The sequence below is a fragment of the Pantoea sp. OXWO6B1 genome, from assembly GCF_001641135.1.
In the GTDB taxonomy this organism is placed as follows: Bacteria; Pseudomonadota; Gammaproteobacteria; order Enterobacterales; family Enterobacteriaceae; genus Pantoea; species Pantoea allii.
The window spans coordinates 3446590-3472435 of record NZ_LWLR01000001.1 but is presented as its reverse complement, the minus strand read 5'-3'; the positions used below and the strand labels follow the sequence as shown (position 1 = coordinate 3472435).

Genomic DNA, 25846 nt, shown 5'->3' with positions numbered 1-25846 from the left:
CAGCCGTCTTGTTCCGGTCATCAGGTTTTTATGAGCAGTTTCTACACTGTTCAATCTCATCGAATATAAATTTTACACTCAATAAATTATCTTATTCAGGCAAATTGTTTTGTTAATCAGGATGTTGGCTCCAGATGGCGGCCGGCATACCTCGTATGACGACATGGTTTGCTTAACACCGGCCAATGGCCACTTTTTGGGTATTAATGGAACTAAATATGAAGAAAATGGTGAACTTTCGAATTGCATTAAGCCTGATGTTCGTTTTTGCTGTTGCAGGCTGTAAAACACCGCCAAAAATGACGGATGACACAATGGTGACCAGCACGGTTGATGGCACCACCTTGATGCATCGTCATGCCATTGCTGCACCCGCTCAGTTTTCTGCCTTGAATGAAACCTATCGCGCATTGTATCCGGCGTCCGTCATGACGCGCCCGGATTTCAGCGGCAAAGTGGTTGAAACCCTAAAAACCGGTGAAAGCTATACCGTTGTCGGCCAGGTTGAAAATAACTGGCTGGCATTGGGTGAAGACGCGCAGGCCGAAGCCGCACCCGCGCCAGCTGCCGATGCAAAAGCAGCTGATAACAAAGGTGCCGCTGCTCAGGCCCCAACCAGCGCTGTAAAAGTCATTGGCTATGTGCCGTTCCGTGCCGTGGTGAAAAGCGATATGTACGATCAAACCGTTAAAGCTGACCAGCCAAAGCGTCGTGTGCGTGCCGCTGCCAGGAAAAAGACCTGTGTGTCAGTCGATGGCAACAGTCAGGCGTGCCAGAACAAAAATAACGGTACCTGGATCATCAACTAAGTCAGGGGCAGGGAGGGACAGAAATGGCACATACCTATTTACGCGCTGGTCTGAAAATATGGCTCTGGCCCTTCCTGCTACTCTTGCTGACGGCATGCAGTAGCAGTAAGCCTGATATCGCGCGCTACAACCTGAATTTTCAGGCGCATCCACAAATCAATGGTGGCGCGCCGTTGAAAGTCCGGGTGATGTTACTGACGTCGGATGCGGAGTTTATGTCCGCTGACTTTTTCACCTTACAGAATCAACCTGCTGCCGCGCTGGGAAATACGCTGCTTAACAACCAGCAGTTTTTCCTGATGTCCGGTCAGCTCACTAAAACGCTGAGTGCCAAAAGTCTTCCTGAAGCACGTTTCATCGGCATCATGGCGGAATATCAAAAGCTGGATGGCAAAGTGTGGCGGCTGGCGTTGCCTTTTCCTGACAGCGACAGCAGTTCGTTCTGGCAGTTCTGGAAGAGCAATGATGGTGAGTTAAACGCCAACATTATCGTAGACGATGCCGGCATGCGTCCCGTTAAGCAATAAAACCGTCTTCAAAGGATGATTATGAACAGAGCCGAAAAGGTTGTTTGGGCGGAAGGGATGTTTTTACGTCCCCACCATTTTCAGCAGGCAGAAAACTTTCTGCAAAACGCACTGCGTGAATGGGGCCAGTCGCAACGTCCTTACGTTTGGGGATTTTTCGATCTCGAATTTGATGAAGCTCTGTTACGGCAGGGTAAACTGGCGCTCAGTGCCGCCAGCGGATGCTTGCCAGATGGTACCTTTTTTTCCTTCAGCCAGCCGCAACACGGGCCCGCACCGCTGGATGTGCCGGGCAATATAGACCGCGCTAAAGTGGTCCTGGCGATTCCTGCTCGCCGTAACGGACGTGAAGCCGTGACCTTTCAGGATTCACCGGATTCGCTGGCGCGCTATCTGGCCTGGGAAGCGGAAGTTGAAGATGATAATGCGCAGGCTGTCGGGACGGCCACCGTCCAGTTTGGCAAGCTGCGCCTGCGTTTGATGCTGGAGCAGGATCTGACCGCAGAATGGACAGCGATGGGCGTTGCCCAGATCGTTGAAAAACGCAGTGACAACCACATTCGTTTAGACAATGACTACATTCCCCCCACACTTACCCTTGCTGGCAGTCGTCCGCTACAGAGCATGATGACCGACCTGCACGGCATGATTCAGCAGCGTAGCCAGCAGTTAAGCCAACGTGCACCCGGCACAGGCCGTTTTAACAGCGCAGATATGGTGGATTTTATGCTGCTGGCGCTGCTCAATCGCCAGTTAGGCCTGCATGCGCATCTGCAGCACCTGCCGCTATTGCATCCCGAAACCCTCTACAGCCACTGGCTGCAGCTGGCTGCTGAGCTGGCAACGTGGACGGAGGCTCGCACGCCAGATGCTTTTCCCCTCTACGACCATGATGACCTGCAGGGCTGTTTCTCGCGCCTCACGCTGTTGTTGCGCCAGGGGCTGTCACAGGTCATGGAAGAGAGCGCTATCCAGTTACCGCTGACCCAACGCTCACACGGCCTGAATGTCGCAACCGTGCCGGATAACAGCATGGTGCGCGAGTTTGGCTTTGTGCTGGCAGTGAAAGCCAGTGTGCCAGCGGAAGCCCTGAAAACGCATTTCCCGGCGCAAATGAAGGTCGCTCCGGTCACGAAAATTCGCGACCTCGTGCAGTTGCAGTTGCCTGGCCTTGCCCTGAAAGCCATGCCGGGCGCGCCGCCGCAGATCCCATGGCATGCAGGTTACAGCTATTTTGAGTTGGATAAGAACAGCGAGCTGTGGCAGGAGATGGAACGATCGGGTGCCTTCGCGCTGCACCTTGCCGGTGATTTTCCGGGCCTGAACATGGAGTTCTGGGCCATTCGCAGTCAGTCAGAATAATTCAAACTGAGCAGGCATGATGCAGGAACAAAATAAACCGAACAGTGATGCATTTCAGCAGGATCTTAGCCATCAGAATATTTTGGTGGCAGCCGCTAATCCGCTGATTAACGCGATTCCACAGATTCGTCACTCCGTGTCGCATGACGATCCCGCACGTCTACGTCAACAGCTTATCGACCAGATCCGCCGTTTCGAGCTGGCCTGCCAGCAGTCCGGTCTGAGTTATGAGGTGATCGTAGGCGCGCGTTATTGTTTGTGTACGGCACTTGATGAAGCTGCAGCACTGACGCCCTGGGGAAGCCGTGGCGTGTGGACCAGTAATGGCTTGCTGGTGACCTTCCACAATGAAACCTGGGGCGGTGAAAAGTTTTTCCAGTTGCTGGCGAAGCTTTCGCAAAATCCGCGTCAGCACATCCTGTTACTGGAGCTGATCTATTTCTGCTTACTGCTTGGTTTTGAAGGGCGCTATCGGGTTTTAGATAATGGCCGTTCTCAACTGGACACCATTAAACAGCGTCTGTTGCAGATGATTCGAAGCGTCAGGGGCAGCTTTGCCGCTGCCTTATCGCCGCATCCGACTGACCAGCCAGTATTGCGCAAACTGTGGCGACCGATGATTCCGCTGTGGGCCTGCGCGGCGCTGGCTGGTCTGGCTGCCTGCCTGTTCTATATTGTGCTGAACTGGCGTCTGGGGGATTACACCTCGCCAGTCCTGGCAAAAATTTATCAGACGACGCTGCCAGAAGTGCAGATCCGCAATCCGGCACCGCCGCCGCCGCCGTCCCTGAATCTGAAGTCCTTCCTCAAGCCTGAAATCGACGAAGGCCTGGTTGCCGTGCGTGACGAGGCAGATCAAAGCGTGGTGACGCTGAAAGGGGATGGCCTGTTCGCATCCGGCTCGACAGAGATTCGCGGACGTTATGACGCGGTCATCCAGCGTATTGCTGAAGCCATGAATAATGTCAGTGGGAAAATTCTGGTGGTGGGCTACAGCGATAACGTTCCGATTCGCAGTGCACGATTCGCGTCCAACTATGAGCTGTCACTGGCGCGAGCCCAGTCCGTGCAGACCGTGTTGCAAAAACAGTTGGCTAAACCATCACGCGTTAAAGCGGAAGGGCGTGGCGAAACGCATCCGTTGGTGCCGAATAACAGTGCAGAAAACCGCGCACGTAATCGTCGTGTCGAGATTACATTGCAGGTCGCACCTGATACGACGCAAGCTGAACTCAACGGCCTGGCGAGAGGGAACTAATCCATGCTGAACGTACTATTTGCGGTACTGACCAGCCGTCTGGCCTGGGGTTTTGTCGGTATTACCGCGTTATCATTTATTATCTGGGTTATCGGCCCGGTGTTCTCAATTGTGGATTCTCGCCCGCTGGAGTCTGAACAGAACCGCATGATCAGCATTGCGCTGCTCTATGTCGTCTGGGGCCTCAGTCAGGCAATTCCGCGCGTTTACAACTACTGGCTGAACCGGAAACTGATGTCCAGCTTGGAGAGTAATAAGTCGGATGCGCCGGAAGAAGACCGCAAGCGTCTGACCAGTGAAGATCAGGTGCTGGCGACTCGCTTCTCTGAAGCCACAGAGATGCTTAAAAAAGCACACTTTCAGCGTCAGAGCAGTAAAGGTGCACCTTTCTGGGCACAGCGCTTCAGTCATCAATATCTCTATCAACTGCCGTGGTACATGATTATCGGCGCACCGGGTGCCGGTAAAACGACGGCCCTGGTGAACTCCGGGTTGCAGTTCCCACTGGCGGATAAGTTTGGTAAGGCCGCACTGCGCGGGATTGGCGGTACGCGTAACTGCGACTGGTGGTTTACTAACGAAGCCGTGTTGCTTGATACAGCAGGACGTTATACCACTCAGGAAAGCCAGCAGGAGCGGGATGCCGGTGAATGGCATCAGTTCCTTGAACTCCTGCGTAAATACCGTGGACGCCAGCCGGTTAACGGCGTCATCGTGACCTTGAGTGTGGCGGATCTGTTATCCCAGTCACCTGAGGCCATGCGTAATCAGGCGGTGGCGTTGCGCCAGCGACTGATGGAGTTGCATGACCAACTCGGTATCCGTTTCCCGGTGTACGTTCTGGTTACCAAAACCGACCTGTTAAAAGGCTTCCGCAGCTATTTTTCCAGTCTGGACAAGGCACAGCGCGAGCAGATTTGGGGCTTTACTTTCCCTTGGGCAAAAGCATCAACGGCAGACTTTGAACTCAGCAGCCAGTTTCAGCAGGAATATTCGCTGCTGCAACAGCGACTGGATGCGGGACTTGCTGATGTCCTGTTGGCGGAAAGTGATGCTCAGGCTCGTGCCGAAAGCTACCTGTTTCCACAGGAATTTGCCGCGCTGCGCCCACAGTTGGCCGAAGCGTTGGATATCCTGTTTGCACGTTCCGATTTTGAAACCCAGTTTGCGCCGCGCGGTATCTACTTCGCCAGCGGTACGCAGGAAGGATTACCCTTTGACCGCGTGATGGGTGAACTGACCCGCGCGCTGCATCTGCCGGGCCAGCAGCAAGGGGAATCAGGCAGTTGGGACAAGGTCGATAAAGACGCACCGATTCCGCAAAACAAAGGCCAGAGCTTTTTCCTTAAGGGCGTGCTGGAAAATGTCATCTTCCAGGAGTCTGGCCTGGCCGGCAGCAACCGCTGGTGGGAATTACGTAACCGGGTGGGCTTGTGGTCTGGCTATGTTGCGTTACTGGTCATTGTACTGATTGCGGGTGCACTGTGGCTGGTGAGTTATAACAAAAACAAAACCTACCTGCAGGAGATGGCCGCGAAAAGCCCACAGGTTGAGCAACTGGGCGACAAGCTGCAAAAAGAGGTGAATGGTAACCTGTTTGCATTGGTGCCTTATCTCAACACGCTGCTGCACCTTCCTGAAAGTGAATCCTTTTCTCTGGATCATCCACCGCTTACGCGCCGGATGGGCCTGTACCGCGGAACGGAAGTCAGTGATGCCACCCAGGCCTTGTATGACCGGGCGCTGAAGCAGTTGCTGATGCCACAGGTTGCACAGAACATTACCCGCTGGCTGCGCAATGACACCGGAAGTGATGCCGACTACAGCTATGAAGCGCTCAAGGCTTATCAGATGCTGTACCAGCCAAAACACTACGACGGTAAATTTCTCCAGGCATGGATGATGTTAAACATTTCTCGCGAATTGCCGCAGGACGTGACCCAGGCGGAAGTGAAGCAACTGGCGTGGCATCTGCAGCAGCTCCTGGAGACGCAGATTCAGTCCTCGCCGTATGCGAAGGATGATGCGCTGGTAAAGCGCGAGCAGGCGCTGATTAGTCAGATGCCGCTGTCACAGCGCGTTTACGGACGCCTGAAACGCCTGCTGGAACGCGATGGCTCACTGTCACCGGTTACCCTGTCAGCCCTGGGCGGGCCACAAAGTGAACTGGTGTTTTCACGTAAAAGCGGTAAGTCAGTCAACGACGGTGTGTCCGGGCTCTTTACGCCAGACGGTTACTGGAACCATGTTGATAAACAGATCGCGCCGGTGACGGATGCGCTCTACAAGGATGATACCTGGGTGCTGGGTGCCGAGACAGCCCATGAAGACAGCAAACAAACCGACCTTGCGGTGCGCCAGCTGTATATTCAGGACTACATCCGTCAGTGGGAGCAGTTTCTCAGCGACATTCAGCTCAACAGTAATGCCGATCTGACGCAGCGTATTAATACGGCACGCCTGCTGTCAGGCAATCATTCACCGTTGCGCCAGTTGGTGATTAACCTGAGCAAACAGCTCACGCTGACCCGCGCACAGCCTGAAGACAAGAACGCAAAAGACCCGTCTGCATCTTCAGATAACAGTGCGACCCGAACGCTACAGGCGCTGTTTACTTCGCCACGTACCAACGGTGAACAGGCAGCCGTGCAGCAAACGCCTGAGCAAGCGGTCACCGCGCATTTTGCGCCGATTATTGAACTCGCACAGCCCTTGCAGCAAGGCAGCAAAGTGCTGGCCGTCGATGATTTCCTGAAGCAGATTGACGATCTTTATCGCTACCTGACTGCCGTGCAGGATGCCGCCAACAGCGGTATGCCACCGCCGTCTGGTGATGCGATAAGCCGTCTGCAGGCCAGCGCCGGACGCTTGCCTGGCTCGCTGCAAAATATGGTGTCCGGTATGGCTGTCGGCGCCAGCAGCGATGCACAACGTCGCGATATGGATAATGTCCGGAAACGCATCACCATGGAGGTGGGCAGTTTCTGCCGTCAGGCTATCGCAGGTCGTTACCCGTTGGTGCGTAATGGACGAAGCGAAGTCACACCGGATGACCTGGCGCGCATGTTTGCACCGGGCACCGGACTGATGGACAGTTTTTTCCGTGACAATCTGGCCAGCAAAGTGGATACCACGCGTGCCGCATGGCGTTTCACGCCCGGCATTGACGGTAAAACGTTACCCGGCGGCGAAGCCTTATTGCGTCCTTTCCAGCAGGCTCAGTCGATTCGTGATGCCTTCTTTGCCAATGGCGCTACCACGCCATCCTTCCGCGTGACATTGCGTACCGTGAAGATGGATAACGATATCCTGAATATGACATTGGACGTGGATGGACAGATTTTACGCTATAGTCATGGACCACAGGCTGTGCAGTTAGTGAGCTGGCCCGGTCCGGGCGGGACAAGTCAGGTACGTATGCAACTGGGTCTGACGAATGGCACCACCTCGACCCTGACCACCAGCGGCCCATGGGCGCTTAATCGCTTCTTTGACCGCGCGCGGGTAACGTCGGTAGGTGGGCTGACTCGCGAAGCCAGCTTCAGTGTGGATGGTCATAATGTGACGCTGTCATTCACGCCTGGCAGCATTCGTAATCCTTTCCAGCTACCCGCATTTAGCTGTCCCTGAAACAGGATCTGACTATGACCCATTACGCAGCACCTGGCTGGTACGGTAAACTGCCCAGTTCGGGTGATTTTGTGAAACGACGCTTTCCCGATACCTTGCAGCGCCAGTGGTCTAACTGGTTTCAGGTGGGATTACATCACTGGCAAACCAGTGCTGAAGGCGAAAATGCCCCCTCACGGGCTTTTCTTAAAGCGCCGGTGTGGAACTTTGTGGTGCCGCCCATGCTCGGCACACAACTGATCCAAATGGGTTGTCTGACGGCCGCACGTGACAGCGTGGGACGCCATTATCCCCTCTGCGCCTTACGTTATTTTACGCCGACCGAATGGATGCCTTCATTACTGGCACGCACGGGCGACTGGTATCACCAGATGGGGAATACCTTGTTGCGCGCGGTGCAGGATGGCGGAACACCCGAGCAGTTCGACCAGGCGCTGTTGAGTATTCCACTGCCTCAGCCTCAGCAGGACGAGGAGTCATCGGATATTCTGGCGGTTATCGGCAGCGGAGAACAAGATTCAACACTGAGCTGGCATTTGCCGTCACAAAGCTTTGATCCCCAGTTCCAGACCAGTTTCTGGTGGACGAATCAGAGCGATGGCTTCCCGCTTTATACCCATGTCCACAGTGGAAACTTAACGGCGCAGTTATTTTCACTGTTGTTTGATCCGGCGGGCGGTGCAAAGCCGGGACGAAATGGACTTTATCCTCCAATGTTTGAATCCTGAGGCGAAGCGGATGAGTATTGATATTGACACCTTGCTGATACCGGTAAGCCACGATAATCCGTGCGGTGAAAACCTGGAGTACGATGCGGATTTTCAGGCGATGGAACAGGCCAGTGTGGGGAAAGGCGAACAGCAGTTCGGTAACACTATTATCCCGGCTGAACCCGCCGACTGGAATAAAGTGGAAAAGCTGGCGCTGGAGCTACTGACCCGCAGCAAAGATTTACGCGTCATGCTGACGCTGACACATGCCTGGACGCGCCTCAAAGGACTGCCAGGTTATGCCCAGGGTCTGCAATTGATTGAGCAGGCCATGCTGCAGTACTGGGAGCCGCTCTGGCCCCGCCTCGAAGAAGATGGCGAGCATGATCCTTTTTATCGCATCAATGCGCTCGCGGTGCTGGGCGATCAGTCGGCACTGACCGGCGCGGTGCGTCAGTCATGGCTCATGCGCTATGCGTCCGACGGTATTACACTGCGTGATGCCTCAGCCCTGTGTGACGGCAGCAAAACAGAGGTGGCCGACTACCCAGGTGGGCTGCCACGTCTCAATGACGAACTGGCGCGCGGCGAACAACCGGGCATTGCGGCCATCCAGAACATTGCCGAGCGTTTGCAGAATATTCGGCGCATTGTGGTGGAAAAACTGGATGAAACGGCCTTACCGGATATGAGTCAGCTGCAGCGCAGCATTGCGATGCTGAATGAGCGCTGCCAGGCCACGGATATCGAATCATTACATTCACTGGCGGCTGCGGTGCAGTCAGCACCGGAAACCGAGCGTCAGGCCAGTCCTGCCGCCCCGCGTGCCGCGACTGACTGGCGCAGTGCTCAACTGAATTCTCGGGCAGAAGCCCAACTTATGCTGGAAAAAGTCAAACAGTACTTTAGCCAGCATGAGCCGAGTCATCCGGCGCCGCTGATGATAGACAGGGTACAACGCCTGATCGAACTGGATTTTTTGGACATCATTCGCGATCTCGCGCCCGATGGTGTACATCAGTTAGAGAACATTTTTGGACGCCGCGACTAAGCTAACAGTCAAGCCTTTACGCAGCGAGACCTGCGCGCCTCCTGCGAGCCTATACCCGCGCATTATTTATGGAGAGAACCATGCCAACAATGAAGTCCAGTGGGCAGAAATTTATCGCCCGCAATCGCGCGCCCCGCGTTCAGATTGAATATGACGTGGAAGTTTATGGTGCCGAACGCAAAATTCAGTTGCCATTCATCATGGGTGTCCTGGCCGATTTAGCCGGTAAACCGCTGGAGCCGCAGGCCAGCGTTGACGATCGTAAATTCATGGAAATCGACATCGACAATTTCGATGAGCGTATGAAAGCCATGAAGCCACGCGCCGCATTCCAGGTAGACAACACGCTGAACGGCGACGGCAAACTCAACATCGATCTGACCTTTGAAAGCATGGACGATTTTTCTCCAGATGCCATTGCCCGCAAAGTAGACCCGTTGAACAGTCTGCTGGAAGCACGCACCCAGCTCTCGAATCTGCTGACCTATATGGACGGCAAAAACGGGGCTGAAGAGCTTATCGGTAAGATTTTACAGGACCCATCACTGATGCAGGCGCTGTCACACGTGCCTAAGCAGCCCGATGCCCCTGAAGGTAAGGAGGAGCAGTAATGAACCAGACTTCTCAACAACCGCAATCGCAGGGCGGCGCCAGCTTTAGCCAGGATGAATTCAGTGCGTTACTGAACAAAGAATTCCGTCCTAAAAGCGATCAGGCGCGTGAAGCGGTAGAAAGCGCGGTAAAAACGCTGGCACAGCAGGCGCTGGAAAACACCGTTACGATGTCCAGCGATGCCTACCGCACGATTCAGGCGCTGATCGCTGAAATTGACGAAAAGCTGTCTCAGCAGGTAAACCAGATTATTCACCACGATGACTTTCAGAAGCTGGAAAGCGCCTGGCGCGGTCTGAGCTACCTGGTGAACAACACTGAAACTGATGAAATGCTCAAGATTCGCTTTATGAGTATTTCTAAGCAGGAACTGAGCCGCACGCTGAAACGTTATAAAGGCGTGGGCTGGGATCAGAGCCCGCTGTTTAAGAAAATCTACGAGCAGGAATATGGCCAGTTTGGTGGTGAACCCTTTGGCTGCCTGGTTGGCGATTACTATTTCGATCACAGCCCGCAGGATGTCGAGCTGTTGGGCGAGATGGCACGTATCGGTGCTGCGGCCCACTGTCCGTTTATCACCGGTACGGCCCCAAGCGTTATGCAGATGGAATCCTGGCAGGAACTGGCTAATCCACGCGATCTGACCAAAATCTTCCAGAACACCGAATATGCTGCATGGCGCAGCCTGCGTGAGTCGGAAGATGCGCGCTATCTGGGCCTGGTGATGCCGCGTTTCCTGTCTCGTCTGCCTTACGGTATCCGCACCAATCCGGTTGACAGCTTTGATTTTGAAGAGCAGACCGACGGTTCCGATCACGGCAACTATAGCTGGACCAACGCAGCCTATGCGATGGCGGCTAACATCAACCGTTCATTTAAAGAGTATGGCTGGTGCACATCGATTCGTGGCGTAGAGTCGGGCGGGGCAGTGGAAGATCTGCCGTGCCATACCTTCCCAAGCGATGACGGCGGTGTGGACATGAAGTGTCCAACGGAAATCGCCATCAGCGATCGCCGTGAAGCCGAGCTGGCGAAAAATGGCTTTATGCCATTAGTTCACCGTAAAAACTCCGACTTTGCGGCCTTTATTGGTGCGCAGTCGCTGCAAAAGCCAGCGGAATACCATGATGCTGATGCCACCGCCAACGCCCGTCTGGCCGCCCGCCTGCCTTATCTGTTCGCCTGCTGCCGTTTCGCTCACTACCTGAAGTGTATTGTGCGTGACAAAATTGGTTCTTTCCGCGAGCGTGACGAAATGGAACGCTGGTTGAACGACTGGGTGATGAACTATGTCGATGGTGACCCGGCTAACTCTTCTCAGGAAACCAAATCACGCAAGCCACTGGCTGCTGCAGAGGTGAATGTGGAAGAACAGGAAGATAACCCAGGCTATTACGCTGCGAAATTCTTCCTGCGCCCGCATTACCAGCTGGAAGGATTGACCGTATCACTGCGTCTGGTATCAAAACTGCCCTCGCTGAAGTCGAATGAAAACTAATCGTTAAAACATGAGGCACGCCCTGCGGGGTGTGCTCTTTTTGTCATAACGCACAGTACTGCTGCATGAAGGTAGGCCTTTAGTAAAAATGGCTGGCTTACGTTTTACCCCAAATTTTAACAATATTGCTTGGGACGAAGCGGAATAAACCTTTTCCGAAAGTGACGTTTGTCGCGAAGAGTGTCGCGCTTTCTTCGTGGATTAGTCAGTATAATGTTCCGCCTGCCTTTACGTTATAAATAACGGCGGTGTGAGCACAACGGATGAAATAATTATTACAACCAGTTTGACGGTGTTCAGGCTTATTTCAGCAGCGTAATCTGGGTGAAACAGAGTGCACAACATAATGGTTTCACTCTATAAGTGTCGTTGCCTTTTGCACAAAGACCTTAATTTGAAATACCCATACAGCAAAAAAATCTCCTGCTATTGCGGTTAATTGTGGTGGGATCTTTCGGGATGCCTGTAGCAACACCCGAAGTCGAGGCAAAAGTAAAATATGGACTGTTTTATTCAGCCCCATGCTTTTCTCTTTGCCATATAGATGCTTTTTCGAAAGCGACAACTTTTTCCATAACGAAGAGTAAATATTATGGCTATTGATATGTATTTGAAGGTAGACGGCATTACTGGTGAATCTAAAGATTCTAACCATACCGGCTGGATTGATATTACCTCTTTCTCCTGGGGCGCTAATCAACCGGGTAATATGAGCGTGGGCGGCGGCGGCGGCGCCGGTAAAGTAAACTTCAACGACCTGCACATTAATGCCAAAATCGACAAAGCTGTCACTGCACTGTTGAAAAACTGTGCCAGCGGTAAGCACGTCACCAAAGTTGAAGTTTCAGTCTGTAAGGCTGGCGGTACTCAAATCGAGTATACCCGCATTACGCTGGAAGACGTTCTGGTAACCAACGTACAGTTCGTGGGTTCTGAGCACGACGATACGCTGGGCGTTACCTATGCATTCCAGGCTGCGAAAGTGAAACAGCAGTACTGGGAGCAGAGTTCTTCCGGTGGCAAAGGCGCAGAAAGCAGCGCTGGCTGGAACATCAAAGAGAACAAAGAAGCGTAATTTATTGTCTAGCGGCCTTAGGGCCGCTTCATTTAAACAGGTTATTACAGGCAATTTGAACATTATCTATAATATCTATTTATAGTAGATTTTTCATGGAGTTGATATGGCTGGAAAAAGTAATGTCGAACCAGGTTTTTGCGTGGTGCAACGTCCGGGGAGATTAACTGAACAGGCAATGTTCTTATTCGGTAATCGTAATTTTCCAGCAATTAATTATTTTTTAGAACTAAACGCCGACGTCGTATGGGCAAAACCTGGGCAGATGCTTATAGTTGCAGATCCTAACGGAAATAATAACCCGACCGTAATAAATGCGCTCAATGTTGCAAAAAAGCAAACCAATAACAGCTTGTCTACCATGTCTGTAGAAGATGCGAATTTTTTTCACCGCCATTATGATTCGATTGCCGCAATCACCAATTTTATGGATAAAGGTCTTGGTTTAATCGGTGATGCAGGTGAAAAATATTTTTCTGAAATTGGTAATAAGTTAAAAGCTATTGAAAATGCTTACCGTAATCAATATTTAACGGCAGGGACACTGATAGGTGAGCAATTTTTTATTGAGAGGCGTCGTCTTTTTAATGAGTTAGAAGAACTATTGAACCGCTTTTCAAGATTGGCTCTGCGATTGCGGCCATATGAGCAACTAAAACATGCATTAAATCTTTCAAGTTCATCAATCGTACATGACTGGCAAACGGCAGGTGTCGGTGCCATCCGAGGATACTCAACCTATGTTGATGCTGCAGCTAAGGCAGCAAAGTTCATGAAATATGGCGGTTGGGTTGCGATTGGCTTCAGTGCACTAAATACGACTAATGATGTATATAAAGGATGCACAGTTGATCGCGAGCACGAATGCACTAAAGTTGCTGTAAAAGAATATTCCAGGTTTGCAGGGAGCACACTTGCTGGTTTTTACGGCGGAGCGTTATCTGCTTCACTTGCTACAGGTGCTTGCGTTGCATTGGGTGTGGCAACGGGTGGAGTTGGAGCCTTGGCTTGCGGCATAATTGGTGGTGCAGCAGGGGGATATGGTTTTGGTGAAGCTGGCGGCAAAGCTGTAGACATCATCATGGATAAGATATTATGACATTGTATAACTTCACCATGAGTATGGTTATTTTTTTGTTCTTTCTTATAGGTGTTTTACATATTGTTGCATCTTTAATATTCAAAAAAAATAAAGAAAAATACGCTAAGCTAATTCTTGGTTTCAATAGCGCCAACCTTCAGTTAGACGCCACCACTAAATTTTCGAGTAAATTGGGTTTTTACGCAAATTATCAGAAGCTATCTTATTTATATCGCCTCCAAAAAGGGGTGAAAATGAAATTCAGGCAGGGTGAAGATGTAAGGCAAGAGGCTTATCAATTTATCCAGTCACAACCAAACGATATGATAAAGTGGATAGCTGATCTGGTGTTCTTTTATAGAGTTATATTCGTGCTGACAGCCATTTTCGGTTTGCTTATGTTTTTCTTCGTTTACGTGCTTAACTAGATATATTTAATCGATTGGTTCAATATGAAAAAAACAATGATCGGACTTTTAATGGTGTTTTTTGCCCCATTCAGCCTTGCGGGCATGACGCTTTCTCCTTTAAAATCAATCGATAATAAAGGTTTTGTGATTGAGCAAATTGAACGGCATGATTTAGAAAGGGTTGATATTAATCATAATCAAACATTTCATCTTTACAGTAAGAATAAAGAAATTGGAACGCTCATTCAGGGAAAGGCCTGGAGGAAAACGACTCAGCCCGTATGTTTCATTGCCTGGTCTAAAAATGGCAAAGTGATCGACCAATTTATGGAAACAATTGGTCAGGGTGAATGGGAGGCAGTAGGCTGTCATGAAGTCCAGTCAGTCGGGATCATTTCACAGCAGAATGAGAATGATGTGAAAATTGCAACTATTTACCGAACTGAATTGCCTGTACATGATGGTGATGGTGTCCGTAATGAAAACGATTATGGCACGGATTATTATGTTATTGGTGTTAATTCCTCTGCGCGGAATATTACTTTTGACACGGCTTTAACGGAGAAATTTCAAAACACCGAAATAAAGACTATTGCTGAAATGAGGGCGCTGCTCAGCAATTAATAGTTAAATTTGTGCATGGTTTTTTGACTTTATTAAACATTGGTGGCTCGATTAGTGAATAAAATAGGAAGTTTTTTTGATTTTTATATTTTTTCTTACCCATTTTACTGCATCAGTTGCTGAAAAAGTTGCTTATGCTGATGGCAATAATGCACAAGAATTTTACGCCTGTCATTAATAATGAAGTCAAAGTTTTTGAAATATCTCTAAATAAAGAATACCAGTCCGCCAGACTAAGAATTAATGATGTATATAGTGGTTCTGGTAAAGACAGAGAAGATTATCTGCGAATTTTTACTGAATCAAAGCGGTCATAGCTTAAATATCGTGACAACGATTGTGAATTGGCTTCACTGGCGGTGGGCAAAAACTCTGAAGCGAGCATGGCATACAGAAACGCCTGTGTTGCGGATCAAGATAAAGAAAGAATCAGCAAGTTAAAAAAAGTACCTTATAGCTAATTATGAATTTAAAAATAAATGTCTTTTCTGTATCTCACTCTCAGGCGTCCATTATGCAGAGAACCGGTTTATTGTTACTTGTTATCGCTTCGCTGGTTACGCCGTTACTGTGTTCTGCTGAACAGGGACGTGTTTTAAAGCTTGATGGTAAATGGAAAGTTGAACATGTTTATGTTAACGAAGATTCCACTTCTACAAACCTGATGGCGCTAATTTCTGATGACCCGACGCTGAGAGGACGTATTTTTGAATTCACTCCGGATAAAATAAAAACGTCAATACTAACAGCTAGTCGCTGCGAGTTACCAGATTATGTTTCCATGGACGTGACATCAATAAACGCTTTGATGAGCAGGACGACAGAAGGGCAGCTCTCCGATCCGGCTAAAAGCTATGCTCTTCCCGTCAAAGGAACGTTAGACATTCGTCCTTATCGCATTCATTGTCAGAATGGGGCAATCAGCCCTTCAGATGAACATAGTGAACACTGGCTTGTAAAACTTGATGAAGAGTCAATATTCCTGAACTGGGATAACCAGTCTTATCTTTTACTAAAAAAACTCGCTGATAATGCCACATTGCAACCTTCGTTCGCCTGCGCAAGGGCTACAAGCGACAGTGAAAAAACCATCTGTCATGATTCCGATCTGTCTTCCTGGGATGTAAGCGTGGCCGAGGCCTACAATGTGGCGTTAAAGCAAATTGTGAATACAGGGGTTGATGTCAAATCACGTTCAGTCGAGCTTCGTAAAACACAGAAACGCTGGCTTGACGAAAGAAATGCGTGTTTTGTTAATCCAGCGTGCCTTAAGAAAAAAATGCAAGACCGTGTTGATGAACTCGTTGAGTTGGCAAAGCAATAAAATGTGCTTAAGTGAGTCTTTTAAGATAAGCAAACGCGCTTTCTTTACCTTAATGCGTTTGCTGATGAGATGAGATCTGAAACTTTCGGAGTCGAGTGAGTAATGAAAATTTACGCAGCGTTTTTTGTGGCTTCAATCGCTGTTTTTTCAGTTTCCTGCTTCGCAGAAACGCTGTGTTCTAAAACAAGTAATGATGCCGAGCTATATCAATGTTCTGTTAAATATAAAAGCCAGGCTGAAAAAGAATTAAATCACGAATATGGTCTTGCAAGAGAGCGCATTGTACAAATGTACGGCGCTCAAAAAAAACTGGGTGAGCAGTATGCCGGGATTATGGTTGATACGCAGCGTAATTGGCTTAAATTCAGGGATGGTCAATGTCATCTTGAAGCTTTTGCTGCAGAAGAAGGCAGTAATCCATACGATGTCACAACGAATCTCTGCATTTATCGAATGGATACTGAGCGTACGGCCGTACTTAAACAGCTGCCATACTGATTTTTTAACAAGCTGATATGACGTTATAGTGGTGCGATGATATTTTCACCATTCAAGTGGTCATTACGTTAATGGATACATAAAATATTATGCGTTATGTACTGATGTTTTTATCGCTGTTAACTCCTTTTCACGTATTGGCTGCGCTTTCCCTTGCTCCTACAGCAGATGCGCCCTATCAGAAAAGTATTTATAAATTATCGTCTGATAAAGGCATTCAGGGCGGTTCTCCAGTTGCACACCAAAGTTTTCATCTGGTTAATGAAGGCAAAGTTCTGGGCAGTTTTATTGCCGGGAAGGGTTTCGACTTACAAGATAAGAACGTGTGTTTTGTCGCCTGGTCAAACAACGCTCATCAGGCAGAGCGTGTTTTACCAACAATTGGATTTGGTGACTGGGAAGCGGAAACATGTCATGCGACTCGCGCTGTCGGCATGCTCGATGAAAAAGATAATAAAGTCATCATCGCGGTGATATATGACGTTGCGTCTCCCAATGCGACAGCACAGGAAGCCATCATCGTTTCTGTCGACCTGACCAATCACTCGATCACGATCAATGAGCCACTGACGAGGAAAATCGGTGCTTCAGGAGCAAAATCGATCAAGGAACTGCGAACCCTTTACAGGACAACGCCCTGAGTTGCGCCTTGCCACACCCTGTACTGTCTGATATGCGAGTGCCTCACCGTAGCCAGACATCAGTTAAACAAGGCGCTTTTACATCTGTAAAACAGGTCAATATTAAAAAATGAAGATATCTTTTTTGGGATGTGTGACTTTTATCATGTTTGGCTTTTCTTCCGCCGTCTACGCCCTTGATGACTGTGCTAAAAAGACCAGTGATGCCGATGTGTTTAGCTGTGCCGAGAATAACCGGGCGCAGGCAGAAGACGATTTAAATCAGGCCTACGGGGCGACGAAAAAACGCATCGAACATGTTTTTCAAAGTGAACCTGAAGCTAAAAAGAACTACCAGAACCTGTTTATTCAATCCCAGCGTCACTGGTTAGCCTACCGTGACGAGCAGTGCCAGTTATATGCGCATCCCGCAGATAAAGGCAGCAATGCGCATACCGTATTTAATAACCAGTGCGTCACCAGGCTTGATGAGTTACGCACGAAAGAATTATCAGAAATGCCCTACGATTAATTTTCACGGGCTGGCTATCTGCAACATTAGGTTTGCGTTTATCTTCCGTACCATTGACTACGCTTCTATATCCCGCCTTTCTTTCCGAGAGACGCGCGATATAGATGTCGAACAGCTAACCGCAGGAATCCGTGATGCGCTTTACGATAATAACCGCTAAACCCGGCCATGAACCGCCGCATACAAGTTTTGATTTTCTTCCTCCCGGCGGCACAATTGGTCGAGGCGTGGATAATAATCTGGTACTGCCTGACGACGACCGCACTATTTCCCGCCTGCAGGCTATCGTGCACATCACTGCTGAGGGTGAATGCCGCCTGACTAACCGTGGCAATGTCACGCGCGTGCTGCTGAATGACATCCCGCTTGAACGGGGACGCCAGGTGGAGTTGCAGGATGGGGACGTTCTCGGCATTGATGACTATCGCCTGCTGGTAAACGATCTCAATGGCGAGCAGCAACCGCAACAGCCACCGTTAGCGGCAGCGCCAAAGCCGCAGGCTGTGCCCAATGCGGCCCCTGTTCAGGCTTCGGCCGCCCCGGCCGCTGCCAGTACGGCAGCGATTCCAAGCGAGATCTGGGACAGCCTTGCCAAAGAGTTTTCGATTTCTGACGACTTATCGAAGCGTAAAAGCCCCGCGCCAGAAATGCCTGAAGCGAATCCATTAACTTCTACCGCTGCGAACCGTAATCCCGAAGATCCGCTGGCGCAGTTGATCAGCGATAAACCCCTGGATATCGGTCAGCAACCTAAAACAAGCAGCCTGTTTGATGAAGAAGATGCGCTGTTTGCTCAGGAAAGCATTTTTGATGACCGCACACCCAGTACCTTGTCGGCAAAACAAAACGCGCAAGGGCAGCCAAAAATAGAGGAAATGTCCACCGACGTGGACCCGTTAAATCTGTTTGGCAGCCAGGCCACGCCGGACCCGCGCCATCATGACGATCCCCTGGGATTAATGATGAGCGGTGCGGTGCCGCTGGCCCAGCCTGATGTGGTGCTTTCTTCACCTGAGGCTGCGCCCTTGCAGCAGAAAGAGAGCCATCAGTCTGCACCCTTACAGCAGAAAGAGCCCCATCAAGCGGTGCCATTACAGCACAAAGAAAATCACCAGCCGATGCCAGATATCCTTGATACGGCACCAGTTGAGTTGGCCGATTTAAGCAGTTCGCCATTGTTTGATCACACGGAAACGCAGGTCACTCACGATCCCGCTTTCGATCCTCAACCGGAGCCTGTCCAGCCTGAAGGTGCACAGAGTCCGATTGATTATGGCGGCATTACCTTACCCACACCGCAGGCGGTGCAGCGCACGCCTTCACCGACGCCAAAAGGGCGGTTGCGTATCGATCCGGTTGCCTCTCACAACAACAGCGGTGGGGCAGAGCAGAGCAGTACCAGCAGCAGTGGCGATGCCTTAAAAGGTGAGTTGCTGGATGCGTTACTGGAAGGTATGGGTTTACAGGACCTGCAACCGACGCCGCAGTTCGACCGTGAGCAGATGCGGCAGTTCGGCCAGATGCTCAGCATGTTCTCGCAGGGAACGGTGGCACTGCTTTCTTCACGGTCAATTTTAAAGCGCGGTGTGAAAGCCGACATGACCGTGATCCTGGATGATGCCAACAACCCGTTCAAGCTCCTGCCGTCGGGTAAGACGGTCCTGATGCAGATGTTTGGTAGCCGTATGCCCGGCTTTATGCCACCACGTCAGGCTGTGCGTGACGCGCTGATCGATCTGCAGGCGCATCAGTTAGGCATGATTGCCGGTATTCGCGCCATCATTGCTTCCATGCTGCAATCCTTCAATCCCGATCAACTTGAAGACGAAGCTCGCCAGGCGGGTTCTGTGTCGCGCCTTGGTCTGCCGGGTAGCCGTAAAGCCGCGTTGTGGGAGCATTTTGTCCAGCGCTATGGCGAAACCGCCGGTGAAATTGAAGATGACTTCCATACCTTGTTTGGCGAAGCCTTCTTGCACGCGTACGACATGGAAGTAAATCAGTATAAAGACTCACAAACCCACACGGATGACGCATGAATATCTCTACTGCTTCCACGTCGAATCAGGGCGATCGCGCCAGCAATCAGGATCAAACCGGTGAGAGCATCGGTGAACGTTCAGCCTGCTTTGTGGTGTGTGATGGTGTAGCAGGGTTTCCGGGCGGTGATGTGGCAGCAAAAATTGCACGCAGTAGCCTGATGGAAGCCTTCGATGGGAATGCGCATCTGGATGCGCAAACCATCCGCGATTACGTGAATTATGCCAATGGCGCGATTCGGCAACAGCAAAAAGCAAACAGTCAGCACAGCCGGATGGGGACAACGCTGGTCAGTTTGTTTATCGACAGAGACTATGAACTGGCTTACTGGGCGCATGCAGGTGACAGTCGCCTGTACCTGTTTCGTCGGGGCTATCTCTATCACGTCACCACCGACCACAGCCTGATCCAGCAAATGAAAGATGCCGGGCACCAGACGGAAGGCATTAACAGTAACCTGCTCTATTTTGCGTTAGGCATGGGCGATGAACAGCGGGATGCCAGCTACAGCGATGTGGTGCCTATTGAAGACGGGGATGCTTTCTTGCTGTGCACGGATGGTTTCTGGCATGGCGTCACGCTCGAACAAATGCAGCAGTCATTGCATATGGTGAATACGCCAGAAGAGTGGCTGACCCTGATGCAACAAATTATCAAAAACAGCCAACCGCAGGGTGGTCAGCAGGACAACTTCAGCGCTATGGCTGTGTGGGTAGGTTCACCAGAAGACACCACCTTATTGCACTCGCTGTCTGATGCGGCGCAGTTTTTCCCTCTTCGAGATTGAGAACGCCAACATGAAATATGGATTAGTGGGCCTGACTGCATTGCTGTTGAGTACACATGCCTTTGCAGAGAACTATCGCATTGTGCAGTCGCCAACTCAGAAACTGGATGTCTGGATTGATGATGTAAAAGATAACCAGCTTTCGAGCTGGTGTAAGAGCACGGTCAATCTGCGCATTGTGACGCACGGTGACAAAGAGGCGTCGGTGCTGAATGATTTTCTGCCCCGTGTCGCCGGGTTAATGGCGTCACAATGTAAACCGTTACAGCAGTTGCACTGGCAATTAACCGATACAGACGGCGGCGCGCTGTCTGCGGGTACGGCGGCAAAAGCGCAGCAGTGGAAACCTGTGGTCACGCCGCCAGCCGCGGTGCAACCGGTTCAGGCTGCGCAGCAGCCGTCCGTGCAGCAGCAGCCCGTCACCCAGACCGCACCTGCCGCCCCGGTGGTACTGAACTCGCCGGCGGCAGATACGACGCCATGGCTTCAGTTCAGCTTGCTGGATGGTTGCCATTTCCGCACCTGGTGGCATCAGCCCGCCCAGTCCAGTGCGCTCTTTGTTCCCGCTAAGCAGGGCGTAACCTGTGGTAAAGATGGCTGGTTAAGCGGACACAGCACGCTAACGCAAATGGGTAAGGACGCGTCTAAATCGGTTTCTGTGAGTTTTCTTCAGGGTTTCCCGGTGTCGGGCCTGAATAATAAACAGCCGGTTGATGAGCTGACCATCACCACCGTCAACAGTGAGCGCATGGTCCTCAGTGATGAAAAATCACCGGACAGCTGGTTGGTGTTGCCGTTCAATCAACAGTTCAATGGCTGGCAGGCGGTAAATCAGGTTGTCGTTGAGATGCCCGCCAGTGAAGCCGCGGACGAAAACGCCTTGCGTGCCCGTCTGCAGGAAGTCCGTAAAATCTGGTCACCCTGGTTAAGCAGCCCTGCATCAATCAAAGTGCAGTTGGTGGAAAAACTGCATCCGGAACTTAAAGATCCGGCCGCAGCCGTCTATCGCACCATCAACTAAGGCATAAGGAGTTTGAATGGACTCATTACAACAGCGACTGGCTAGCGCTTCTCTGGCTGAAAACCTCTCCAGCATCACTGCGCAAATTCAGGCCAATCCCGCGGATGTCGATTTACGCGCGGCTTTTGTACAGCTGCTATGCCTTGCCGGTAACTGGAGCCGGGCACAGACGCAGTTAAAATCCTGGCTGGCCATGCTGCCGCAGGCACAGCCGACCGTGACCCTGCTGCAACAGGCCATCGAGGGCGAACAGCTACGTGCAGCGGTTTTGCGCGGTGACGCTGAGCCGCAACTGCCGGGCAGCGCCTGGCCGTGGTGCGAAGTCTTACTGGCCGCGCTGAAAGCAGACATTGCAGGCGACAAGGCCGCCGGTACGGCACTGCGTGCTCAGGCGCTGGAAAGTGCAGAGGCCAGTGCCGGCACCGCCACGACTCAGGAAGGGGAAAGCCAGTTTGCCTGGATAATGGACGGTGACAGCCGCTTTGGACCGGTCTGTGAAGCCATCGCTAATGGACGTTATTACTGGATTCCGTTCGCTGCGATTAGTGAAATGGAGTTTCAGGCACCGGCGAGCGTCACGGATCTGGTCTGGCGTCATACCCGGCTGCAGCTGGTGGATGGCAGTGAACAGATCTGTCAGATTCCGGTACGTTATCCTTTACAGGACAAGGCAGACGAACGTTTCCTGCGCGCCAGCGTTACCGAGTGGCAGGCTTCAGACAGCGAAGACGGTCAGTTTATCGGACACGGGCAAAAGATGTGGCTCAGTGATGACGCTGACTATCCTGTACTGACACTGCAACAGCTTATTTTCAACGAAACTGAGTTAGCTCATGAGTCGTAATGACAATTCGTCCGGAGACGGCTATTCGCAGCTGCATGGCGGTTATCGTGCGCGCAAAAATCGCGACACGCTAACGGCGCGCGACAAACTTCAGTCCTCCTTGCTGGATCGACTGACGGATGACGCGCCAGACAAAACCAACGAGTCCGGCAACAGTTCCATTATTACTCACAGTACGCTGCGGCGTAATGTTCTGCGCGATCTCCAGTGGTTATTCAACACCATTAATAACGAGGCGCAGCACGATCTGACCGGTTTGACTGAGGTACAGCGTTCTGTCCTGAACTTTGGCGTGGCACCGCTGGCGGGACAAAATATTTCGGATATTGAATGGCAGGATATGCAACGCAAAATGACCGATGCCATTCTGCATTTTGAGCCACGTATTTTACCCCAGGGCTTGCAGGTCCGCTGTGTAAGCGACCTGACCTCCCTGAGTCTGCACAACGTGTTATCGATTGAGATTAAAGGCCGGTTATGGTGCGTGCCGTACCCGCTGGAGTTTCTGTTCCGCACTCAGGTTGATTTAGAGAGCGGCCATTTTGAACTACAGGATGCAGGTTAATCATGGACAGCAAGCTGCTCGATTACTACAACCGTGAACTGGCCTATCTGCGCGAGATGGGCGCGGAGTTTGCTGCCCAGTATCCCAAGGTCGCCGGGCGGCTTGGCATGCGCGGTATTGACGTTGCCGATCCTTATGTCGAAAGGCTGATGGAAGGCTTCGCCTTTCTGACGTCGCGCGTACAGTTAAAGATGGATGCCGAGTTTCCACGGTTTTCCCAGCGGATGCTGGAAATGGTGGCACCGGGCTATCTTTCACCGACACCCTCAATGGCGATAGCACAGCTCACACCGGACAGCCGTAAAGGTGATATCAGCAACGGTTTCTTAGTGCCGCGCGGCACGATGATGGAAAGCCAGAACCTGAAAAAAACCGGGGTTACCTGTAGCTACACCACCGCACACGATGTCATGCTCCAGCCCCTGCGTATCAGCGATGTGTCGTTAGGCGGCGTGCCGGCAGACATCCCTTTAGGCGAACTGAAAGCGGTCGGATCGACAGCAGCTTCCAGCGCACTCCGTATCCGCATCACCTGCGAAGGCATTTCCTCGCTGAGCCAGATGAGCCTGGATGACATCATGTTCTTCCTGAGCGGACCCGATATTCAGGCGCTGAAACTGATGGAGCTGCTGATGCAGCACCGTGTTGGCATCATCCTGCAGTCCGTGGAAGCAAAACCGCAACGTCAGTTTTTGCCCGATGATGCCCTGCAACAGGAAGGCTTCGCACCCGAACAGGCATTGTTACCAGACGATCTGCGCAATTTCGACGGTTATCGCCTGTTGCAGGAATATTTCGCCTTTCCGGCTCGTTTCCAGTTTGTCAGTCTGCGCCAGCTGGCGCCTTTCCTGCGCCGCTGCGACACCACACAGTCTTTCGATATCGTCATCTTGCTGGATAAAGCCGATGCGGCACTGGAAAGCGTGGTAGACAGCGCGCACCTTGCCCTGCATTGCACACCGGTCATTAACCTGTTCCCCAAAACGGCCGAGCGGCTTAAGGTCAGTGACAGCCAGCATGAATACCATCTGGTGGTCGATAACATTCGTCCGCTGGACTACGAGATACATTCGGTGAAGCGCTTATTTGCCTCAGTGGAAGGGCAGCGCGAGGAGCAGATCTTCCGGCCATTCTGGAGCACGTTCAGCCATGATGGCGGAGATTATGGCGCTTACTTCTCACTGCGTCGTGAGCAGCGCACATTATCTGAGCACGCCATGCGTTATGGCACTCGCACAGGCTATATCGGTTCTGAAGTGTTTCTCTCGTTGGTCGATCAAAACCATACGCCATGGAACAGTGACATCCGCTATTTGTCGGCTGAAGTCATGTGTACCAGCCGTGATCTGCCGTTGATGCTGTTGCAGCAGGAGCAGGGCAACTTTGTTATGCCGGACTCCATCCCGGTCGGGCAGCTTAAGTTGTGCAAAGGCCCGACGCCGCCGCGACCGGCGCTGGCCGAAGGGCTGTCAGCATGGCGACTGGTTAGCCACCTGCAGATGAACTATCTGAGCCTGATGGACAGCAGTGATGGCGAAGGCGCGGCTGCACTGCGCCAGATGCTGAGTTTATATGCCAGCCTGGCGGAAACGCCGTTAACCCGGCAGATTGACGGTATACGTCACTGCAACCTCAAAGCCGTTCACCGCCGGGTGCCTGAACCGGGGCCGGTGGTGTTTGCGCGCGGCGTCAGTATTGCGCTTGAAGTCGATGAACAGGCATTTTCAGGTGCCAGCCCGTGGCTGTTTGGCAGCGTGCTGGAGCGGGTCTTTTCTCGCCTTGTCGCGCTAAACAGCTTTACCGAATTCACCCTGAGCAGCCAACAGCGCGGCGAAGTGGGCTACTGGCCACCGCGCATGGGTAAAAAGGCCCTGCTATGAGTGAGACGGCGCACGTTATTCCTTTACAGCGGGCCGTTCGCCTGCCTGATGGCTTTTGGCAGGCGGTCATGGCCGCGCCCTGGCGCTATGACCTGTTTCAGCTGTTACGCAAGCTGGATGCTCAGAGTGGGCAGCGTTATGCCTTAGGTAAAGCGCCACTGCCCAAATTTGAAGCCGTGCGTATTGGACAAAAGCCATCCCTGGCCTTTGCACCGTCGACCGTGTCACAGGTTAAAGCCCGTGAGCAGGACGAACGCTACGACGTCTCCATTTACAGCTTTGGGTTGTTTGGCCCTAACGGCCCTTTGCCCACGCACCTGACGGAATATGTACGCGGACGCATCGATCACCATCAGGATCACAGCCTGAGCGCCTTCGCCGATCTGTTTCACCATCGTGCCACGCTACTGTTTTACCGGGCCTGGGCGAATTCACAGCCCACCAGTTCTCTGGATCGCCGCGACGATCGCCGCTTCCAGGATTATCTGGCCTGCGTGGCGGGCATTGGTTTACCTGCTCAGCAGCAGGCCAGTTCGCTGAGTTTACATGCCCGTCTTATGCTGTCAGGCCATCTCAGTCGCCATGGTCACGATGCGGAAGGACTGGTTCGCATTCTGCGTCATTACTTTGCCGTGCCGTTTATGCTGCAACAGAACGTGCCGCAGTGGTTATCACTGGACAGCCGCGATCAGGCCCGGCTGTCTGCCGGACGCCATATGCCGCGCCTTGGCGAATCTGCCTTTCTCGGTGTGGCTGTGCGTGATGTGCAACATCGTTTTCGTCTGCGTATCGGTCCACTCAGCGCCGAGCAATATGAACGCTTTTTACCCCAGGCACAGGGCTCGCGCGAAGTGTGTGACTGGGTACGTCACTATCTGGGCATTGAGATGCAGTGGGATCTCAGCCTGATTCTGGCGGCCGAAGCCGTTAAGGGAATCACCCTTGGCGGTACGGCCCGGCTGGGCTACACCAGTTGGCTTGGACAGCAACCGCAGCCCGTTGATCGTGAAGATTTTGCCTTTGAGGTTGAGGCGATGCCGTCATAGCCCAACCGCTTTCCCCGATAATTAGCCCGCTTCTTTCAATAAAGA

At 51.7% G+C, this 25846-nt stretch carries 24 protein-coding genes; all 24 read left to right on the top strand.

Annotation, left to right across the window (positions count from 1 at the left end):
- Nucleotides 1-206 precede the first annotated feature (206 nt).
- Complete coding sequence (locus A6A26_RS18365) at nt 207-809, top strand: hypothetical protein (protein ID WP_063880068.1); 603 nt, start codon at nt 207-209, stop codon at nt 807-809.
- A gap of 23 nt (nt 810-832) precedes the next feature.
- Complete coding sequence (tssJ, locus tag A6A26_RS18360; protein ID WP_063880067.1) at nt 833-1336, top strand: type VI secretion system lipoprotein TssJ; 504 nt, start codon at nt 833-835, stop codon at nt 1334-1336.
- A gap of 21 nt (nt 1337-1357) precedes the next feature.
- A complete protein-coding gene (gene tssK / locus A6A26_RS18355) occupies nt 1358-2698 on the top strand; it encodes a type VI secretion system baseplate subunit TssK (protein ID WP_063880066.1) in 1341 nt (446 codons plus the stop codon).
- A gap of 16 nt (nt 2699-2714) precedes the next feature.
- On the top strand, nt 2715-3956 hold the full coding sequence (locus A6A26_RS18350) for a DotU family type VI secretion system protein (protein ID WP_063880065.1): 1242 nt from the start codon (nt 2715-2717) through the stop codon (nt 3954-3956).
- Nucleotides 3957-3959: 3 nt separating this feature from the next.
- Complete coding sequence (gene tssM, locus A6A26_RS18345) at nt 3960-7586, top strand: type VI secretion system membrane subunit TssM (RefSeq protein WP_063880064.1); 3627 nt, start codon at nt 3960-3962, stop codon at nt 7584-7586.
- A 14-nt stretch (nt 7587-7600) separates the two neighbouring features.
- Nucleotides 7601-8314, top strand: coding sequence for a type VI secretion system-associated protein TagF (gene tagF, locus A6A26_RS18340; RefSeq protein WP_063880063.1), 714 nt, complete (start codon nt 7601-7603; stop codon nt 8312-8314).
- Nucleotides 8315-8324: 10 nt separating this feature from the next.
- A complete protein-coding gene (gene tssA, locus A6A26_RS18335; protein ID WP_063880062.1) occupies nt 8325-9347 on the top strand; it encodes a type VI secretion system protein TssA in 1023 nt (340 codons plus the stop codon).
- Between the two features lie 80 nt (nt 9348-9427).
- Nucleotides 9428-9958, top strand: coding sequence for a type VI secretion system contractile sheath small subunit (gene tssB, locus A6A26_RS18330; protein ID WP_063880061.1), 531 nt, complete (start codon nt 9428-9430; stop codon nt 9956-9958).
- Nucleotides 9958-11457, top strand: a complete 1500-nt coding sequence (tssC, locus tag A6A26_RS18325; protein WP_063880060.1) for a type VI secretion system contractile sheath large subunit — start codon at nt 9958-9960, stop codon at nt 11455-11457. Before tssB ends, tssC begins: the two co-directional genes overlap by 1 nt.
- Before the next feature lie 592 nt (nt 11458-12049).
- Nucleotides 12050-12532, top strand: coding sequence for an Hcp family type VI secretion system effector (locus tag A6A26_RS18320; protein WP_013026243.1), 483 nt, complete (start codon nt 12050-12052; stop codon nt 12530-12532).
- A 106-nt stretch (nt 12533-12638) separates the two neighbouring features.
- Nucleotides 12639-13631, top strand: a complete 993-nt coding sequence (locus A6A26_RS18315; RefSeq protein ID WP_063880059.1) for a hypothetical protein — start codon at nt 12639-12641, stop codon at nt 13629-13631.
- Nucleotides 13628-14041: a hypothetical protein gene (locus tag A6A26_RS18310; RefSeq protein WP_063880058.1), complete on the top strand. Its 414-nt coding sequence runs from the start codon at nt 13628-13630 to the stop codon at nt 14039-14041. The genes A6A26_RS18315 and A6A26_RS18310 overlap by 4 nt, the downstream gene beginning before the upstream one ends.
- Before the next feature lie 24 nt (nt 14042-14065).
- A complete protein-coding gene (locus A6A26_RS18305) occupies nt 14066-14647 on the top strand; it encodes a hypothetical protein (RefSeq protein WP_172823903.1) in 582 nt (193 codons plus the stop codon).
- A 514-nt stretch (nt 14648-15161) separates the two neighbouring features.
- Entirely contained in the window at nt 15162-15971 is an 810-nt protein-coding gene (locus A6A26_RS18295) for a lysozyme inhibitor LprI family protein (protein ID WP_063880055.1), read from the top strand.
- Between the two features lie 102 nt (nt 15972-16073).
- A complete protein-coding gene (locus A6A26_RS18290; RefSeq protein WP_063880054.1) occupies nt 16074-16469 on the top strand; it encodes a lysozyme inhibitor LprI family protein in 396 nt (131 codons plus the stop codon).
- Nucleotides 16470-16558: 89 nt separating this feature from the next.
- On the top strand, nt 16559-17110 hold the full coding sequence (locus tag A6A26_RS18285) for a hypothetical protein (protein ID WP_063880053.1): 552 nt from the start codon (nt 16559-16561) through the stop codon (nt 17108-17110).
- Between the two features lie 109 nt (nt 17111-17219).
- Nucleotides 17220-17621: a lysozyme inhibitor LprI family protein gene (locus tag A6A26_RS18280; RefSeq protein ID WP_063880052.1), complete on the top strand. Its 402-nt coding sequence runs from the start codon at nt 17220-17222 to the stop codon at nt 17619-17621.
- Between the two features lie 134 nt (nt 17622-17755).
- Nucleotides 17756-19657, top strand: coding sequence for a type VI secretion system-associated FHA domain protein TagH (gene tagH / locus A6A26_RS18275; RefSeq protein ID WP_063880051.1), 1902 nt, complete (start codon nt 17756-17758; stop codon nt 19655-19657).
- Nucleotides 19654-20445 carry a PP2C family protein-serine/threonine phosphatase gene (locus tag A6A26_RS18270; protein ID WP_013026239.1) on the top strand — a complete coding sequence of 264 codons (792 nt, stop codon included), beginning with the start codon at nt 19654-19656 and terminating at the stop codon, nt 20443-20445. Before tagH ends, A6A26_RS18270 begins: the two co-directional genes overlap by 4 nt.
- A 10-nt stretch (nt 20446-20455) precedes the next feature.
- Nucleotides 20456-21466, top strand: coding sequence for a hypothetical protein (locus A6A26_RS18265; protein ID WP_063881200.1), 1011 nt, complete (start codon nt 20456-20458; stop codon nt 21464-21466).
- A gap of 16 nt (nt 21467-21482) precedes the next feature.
- Nucleotides 21483-22310: a type VI secretion system accessory protein TagJ gene (locus A6A26_RS18260; protein WP_063880050.1), complete on the top strand. Its 828-nt coding sequence runs from the start codon at nt 21483-21485 to the stop codon at nt 22308-22310.
- On the top strand, nt 22300-22875 hold the full coding sequence (gene tssE / locus A6A26_RS18255) for a type VI secretion system baseplate subunit TssE (protein WP_063880049.1): 576 nt from the start codon (nt 22300-22302) through the stop codon (nt 22873-22875). Before A6A26_RS18260 ends, tssE begins: the two co-directional genes overlap by 11 nt.
- Nucleotides 22876-22877: 2 nt before the next feature.
- On the top strand, nt 22878-24755 hold the full coding sequence (gene tssF, locus A6A26_RS18250; protein ID WP_063880048.1) for a type VI secretion system baseplate subunit TssF: 1878 nt from the start codon (nt 22878-22880) through the stop codon (nt 24753-24755).
- Nucleotides 24752-25801: a type VI secretion system baseplate subunit TssG gene (gene tssG / locus A6A26_RS18245; RefSeq protein ID WP_063880047.1), complete on the top strand. Its 1050-nt coding sequence runs from the start codon at nt 24752-24754 to the stop codon at nt 25799-25801. The genes tssF and tssG overlap by 4 nt, the downstream gene beginning before the upstream one ends.
- Nucleotides 25802-25846 lie beyond the last annotated feature (45 nt).

Coding starts and splice junctions, on each gene's coding strand:
- A6A26_RS18365 (WP_063880068.1), top strand. CDS start 207: ATGGAACTAAATATGAAGAAAATGGTGAACTTTCGAATTGCATTAAGC.
- tssJ (WP_063880067.1), top strand. CDS start 833: ATGGCACATACCTATTTACGCGCTGGTCTGAAAATATGGCTCTGGCCC.
- tssK (WP_063880066.1), top strand. CDS start 1,358: ATGAACAGAGCCGAAAAGGTTGTTTGGGCGGAAGGGATGTTTTTACGT.
- A6A26_RS18350 (WP_063880065.1), top strand. CDS start 2,715: ATGATGCAGGAACAAAATAAACCGAACAGTGATGCATTTCAGCAGGAT.
- tssM (WP_063880064.1), top strand. CDS start 3,960: ATGCTGAACGTACTATTTGCGGTACTGACCAGCCGTCTGGCCTGGGGT.
- tagF (WP_063880063.1), top strand. CDS start 7,601: ATGACCCATTACGCAGCACCTGGCTGGTACGGTAAACTGCCCAGTTCG.
- tssA (WP_063880062.1), top strand. CDS start 8,325: ATGAGTATTGATATTGACACCTTGCTGATACCGGTAAGCCACGATAAT.
- tssB (WP_063880061.1), top strand. CDS start 9,428: ATGCCAACAATGAAGTCCAGTGGGCAGAAATTTATCGCCCGCAATCGC.
- tssC (WP_063880060.1), top strand. CDS start 9,958: ATGAACCAGACTTCTCAACAACCGCAATCGCAGGGCGGCGCCAGCTTT.
- A6A26_RS18320 (WP_013026243.1), top strand. CDS start 12,050: ATGGCTATTGATATGTATTTGAAGGTAGACGGCATTACTGGTGAATCT.
- A6A26_RS18315 (WP_063880059.1), top strand. CDS start 12,639: ATGGCTGGAAAAAGTAATGTCGAACCAGGTTTTTGCGTGGTGCAACGT.
- A6A26_RS18310 (WP_063880058.1), top strand. CDS start 13,628: ATGACATTGTATAACTTCACCATGAGTATGGTTATTTTTTTGTTCTTT.
- A6A26_RS18305 (WP_172823903.1), top strand. CDS start 14,066: ATGAAAAAAACAATGATCGGACTTTTAATGGTGTTTTTTGCCCCATTC.
- A6A26_RS18295 (WP_063880055.1), top strand. CDS start 15,162: ATGCAGAGAACCGGTTTATTGTTACTTGTTATCGCTTCGCTGGTTACG.
- A6A26_RS18290 (WP_063880054.1), top strand. CDS start 16,074: ATGAAAATTTACGCAGCGTTTTTTGTGGCTTCAATCGCTGTTTTTTCA.
- A6A26_RS18285 (WP_063880053.1), top strand. CDS start 16,559: ATGCGTTATGTACTGATGTTTTTATCGCTGTTAACTCCTTTTCACGTA.
- A6A26_RS18280 (WP_063880052.1), top strand. CDS start 17,220: ATGAAGATATCTTTTTTGGGATGTGTGACTTTTATCATGTTTGGCTTT.
- tagH (WP_063880051.1), top strand. CDS start 17,756: ATGCGCTTTACGATAATAACCGCTAAACCCGGCCATGAACCGCCGCAT.
- A6A26_RS18270 (WP_013026239.1), top strand. CDS start 19,654: ATGAATATCTCTACTGCTTCCACGTCGAATCAGGGCGATCGCGCCAGC.
- A6A26_RS18265 (WP_063881200.1), top strand. CDS start 20,456: ATGAAATATGGATTAGTGGGCCTGACTGCATTGCTGTTGAGTACACAT.
- A6A26_RS18260 (WP_063880050.1), top strand. CDS start 21,483: ATGGACTCATTACAACAGCGACTGGCTAGCGCTTCTCTGGCTGAAAAC.
- tssE (WP_063880049.1), top strand. CDS start 22,300: ATGAGTCGTAATGACAATTCGTCCGGAGACGGCTATTCGCAGCTGCAT.
- tssF (WP_063880048.1), top strand. CDS start 22,878: ATGGACAGCAAGCTGCTCGATTACTACAACCGTGAACTGGCCTATCTG.
- tssG (WP_063880047.1), top strand. CDS start 24,752: ATGAGTGAGACGGCGCACGTTATTCCTTTACAGCGGGCCGTTCGCCTG.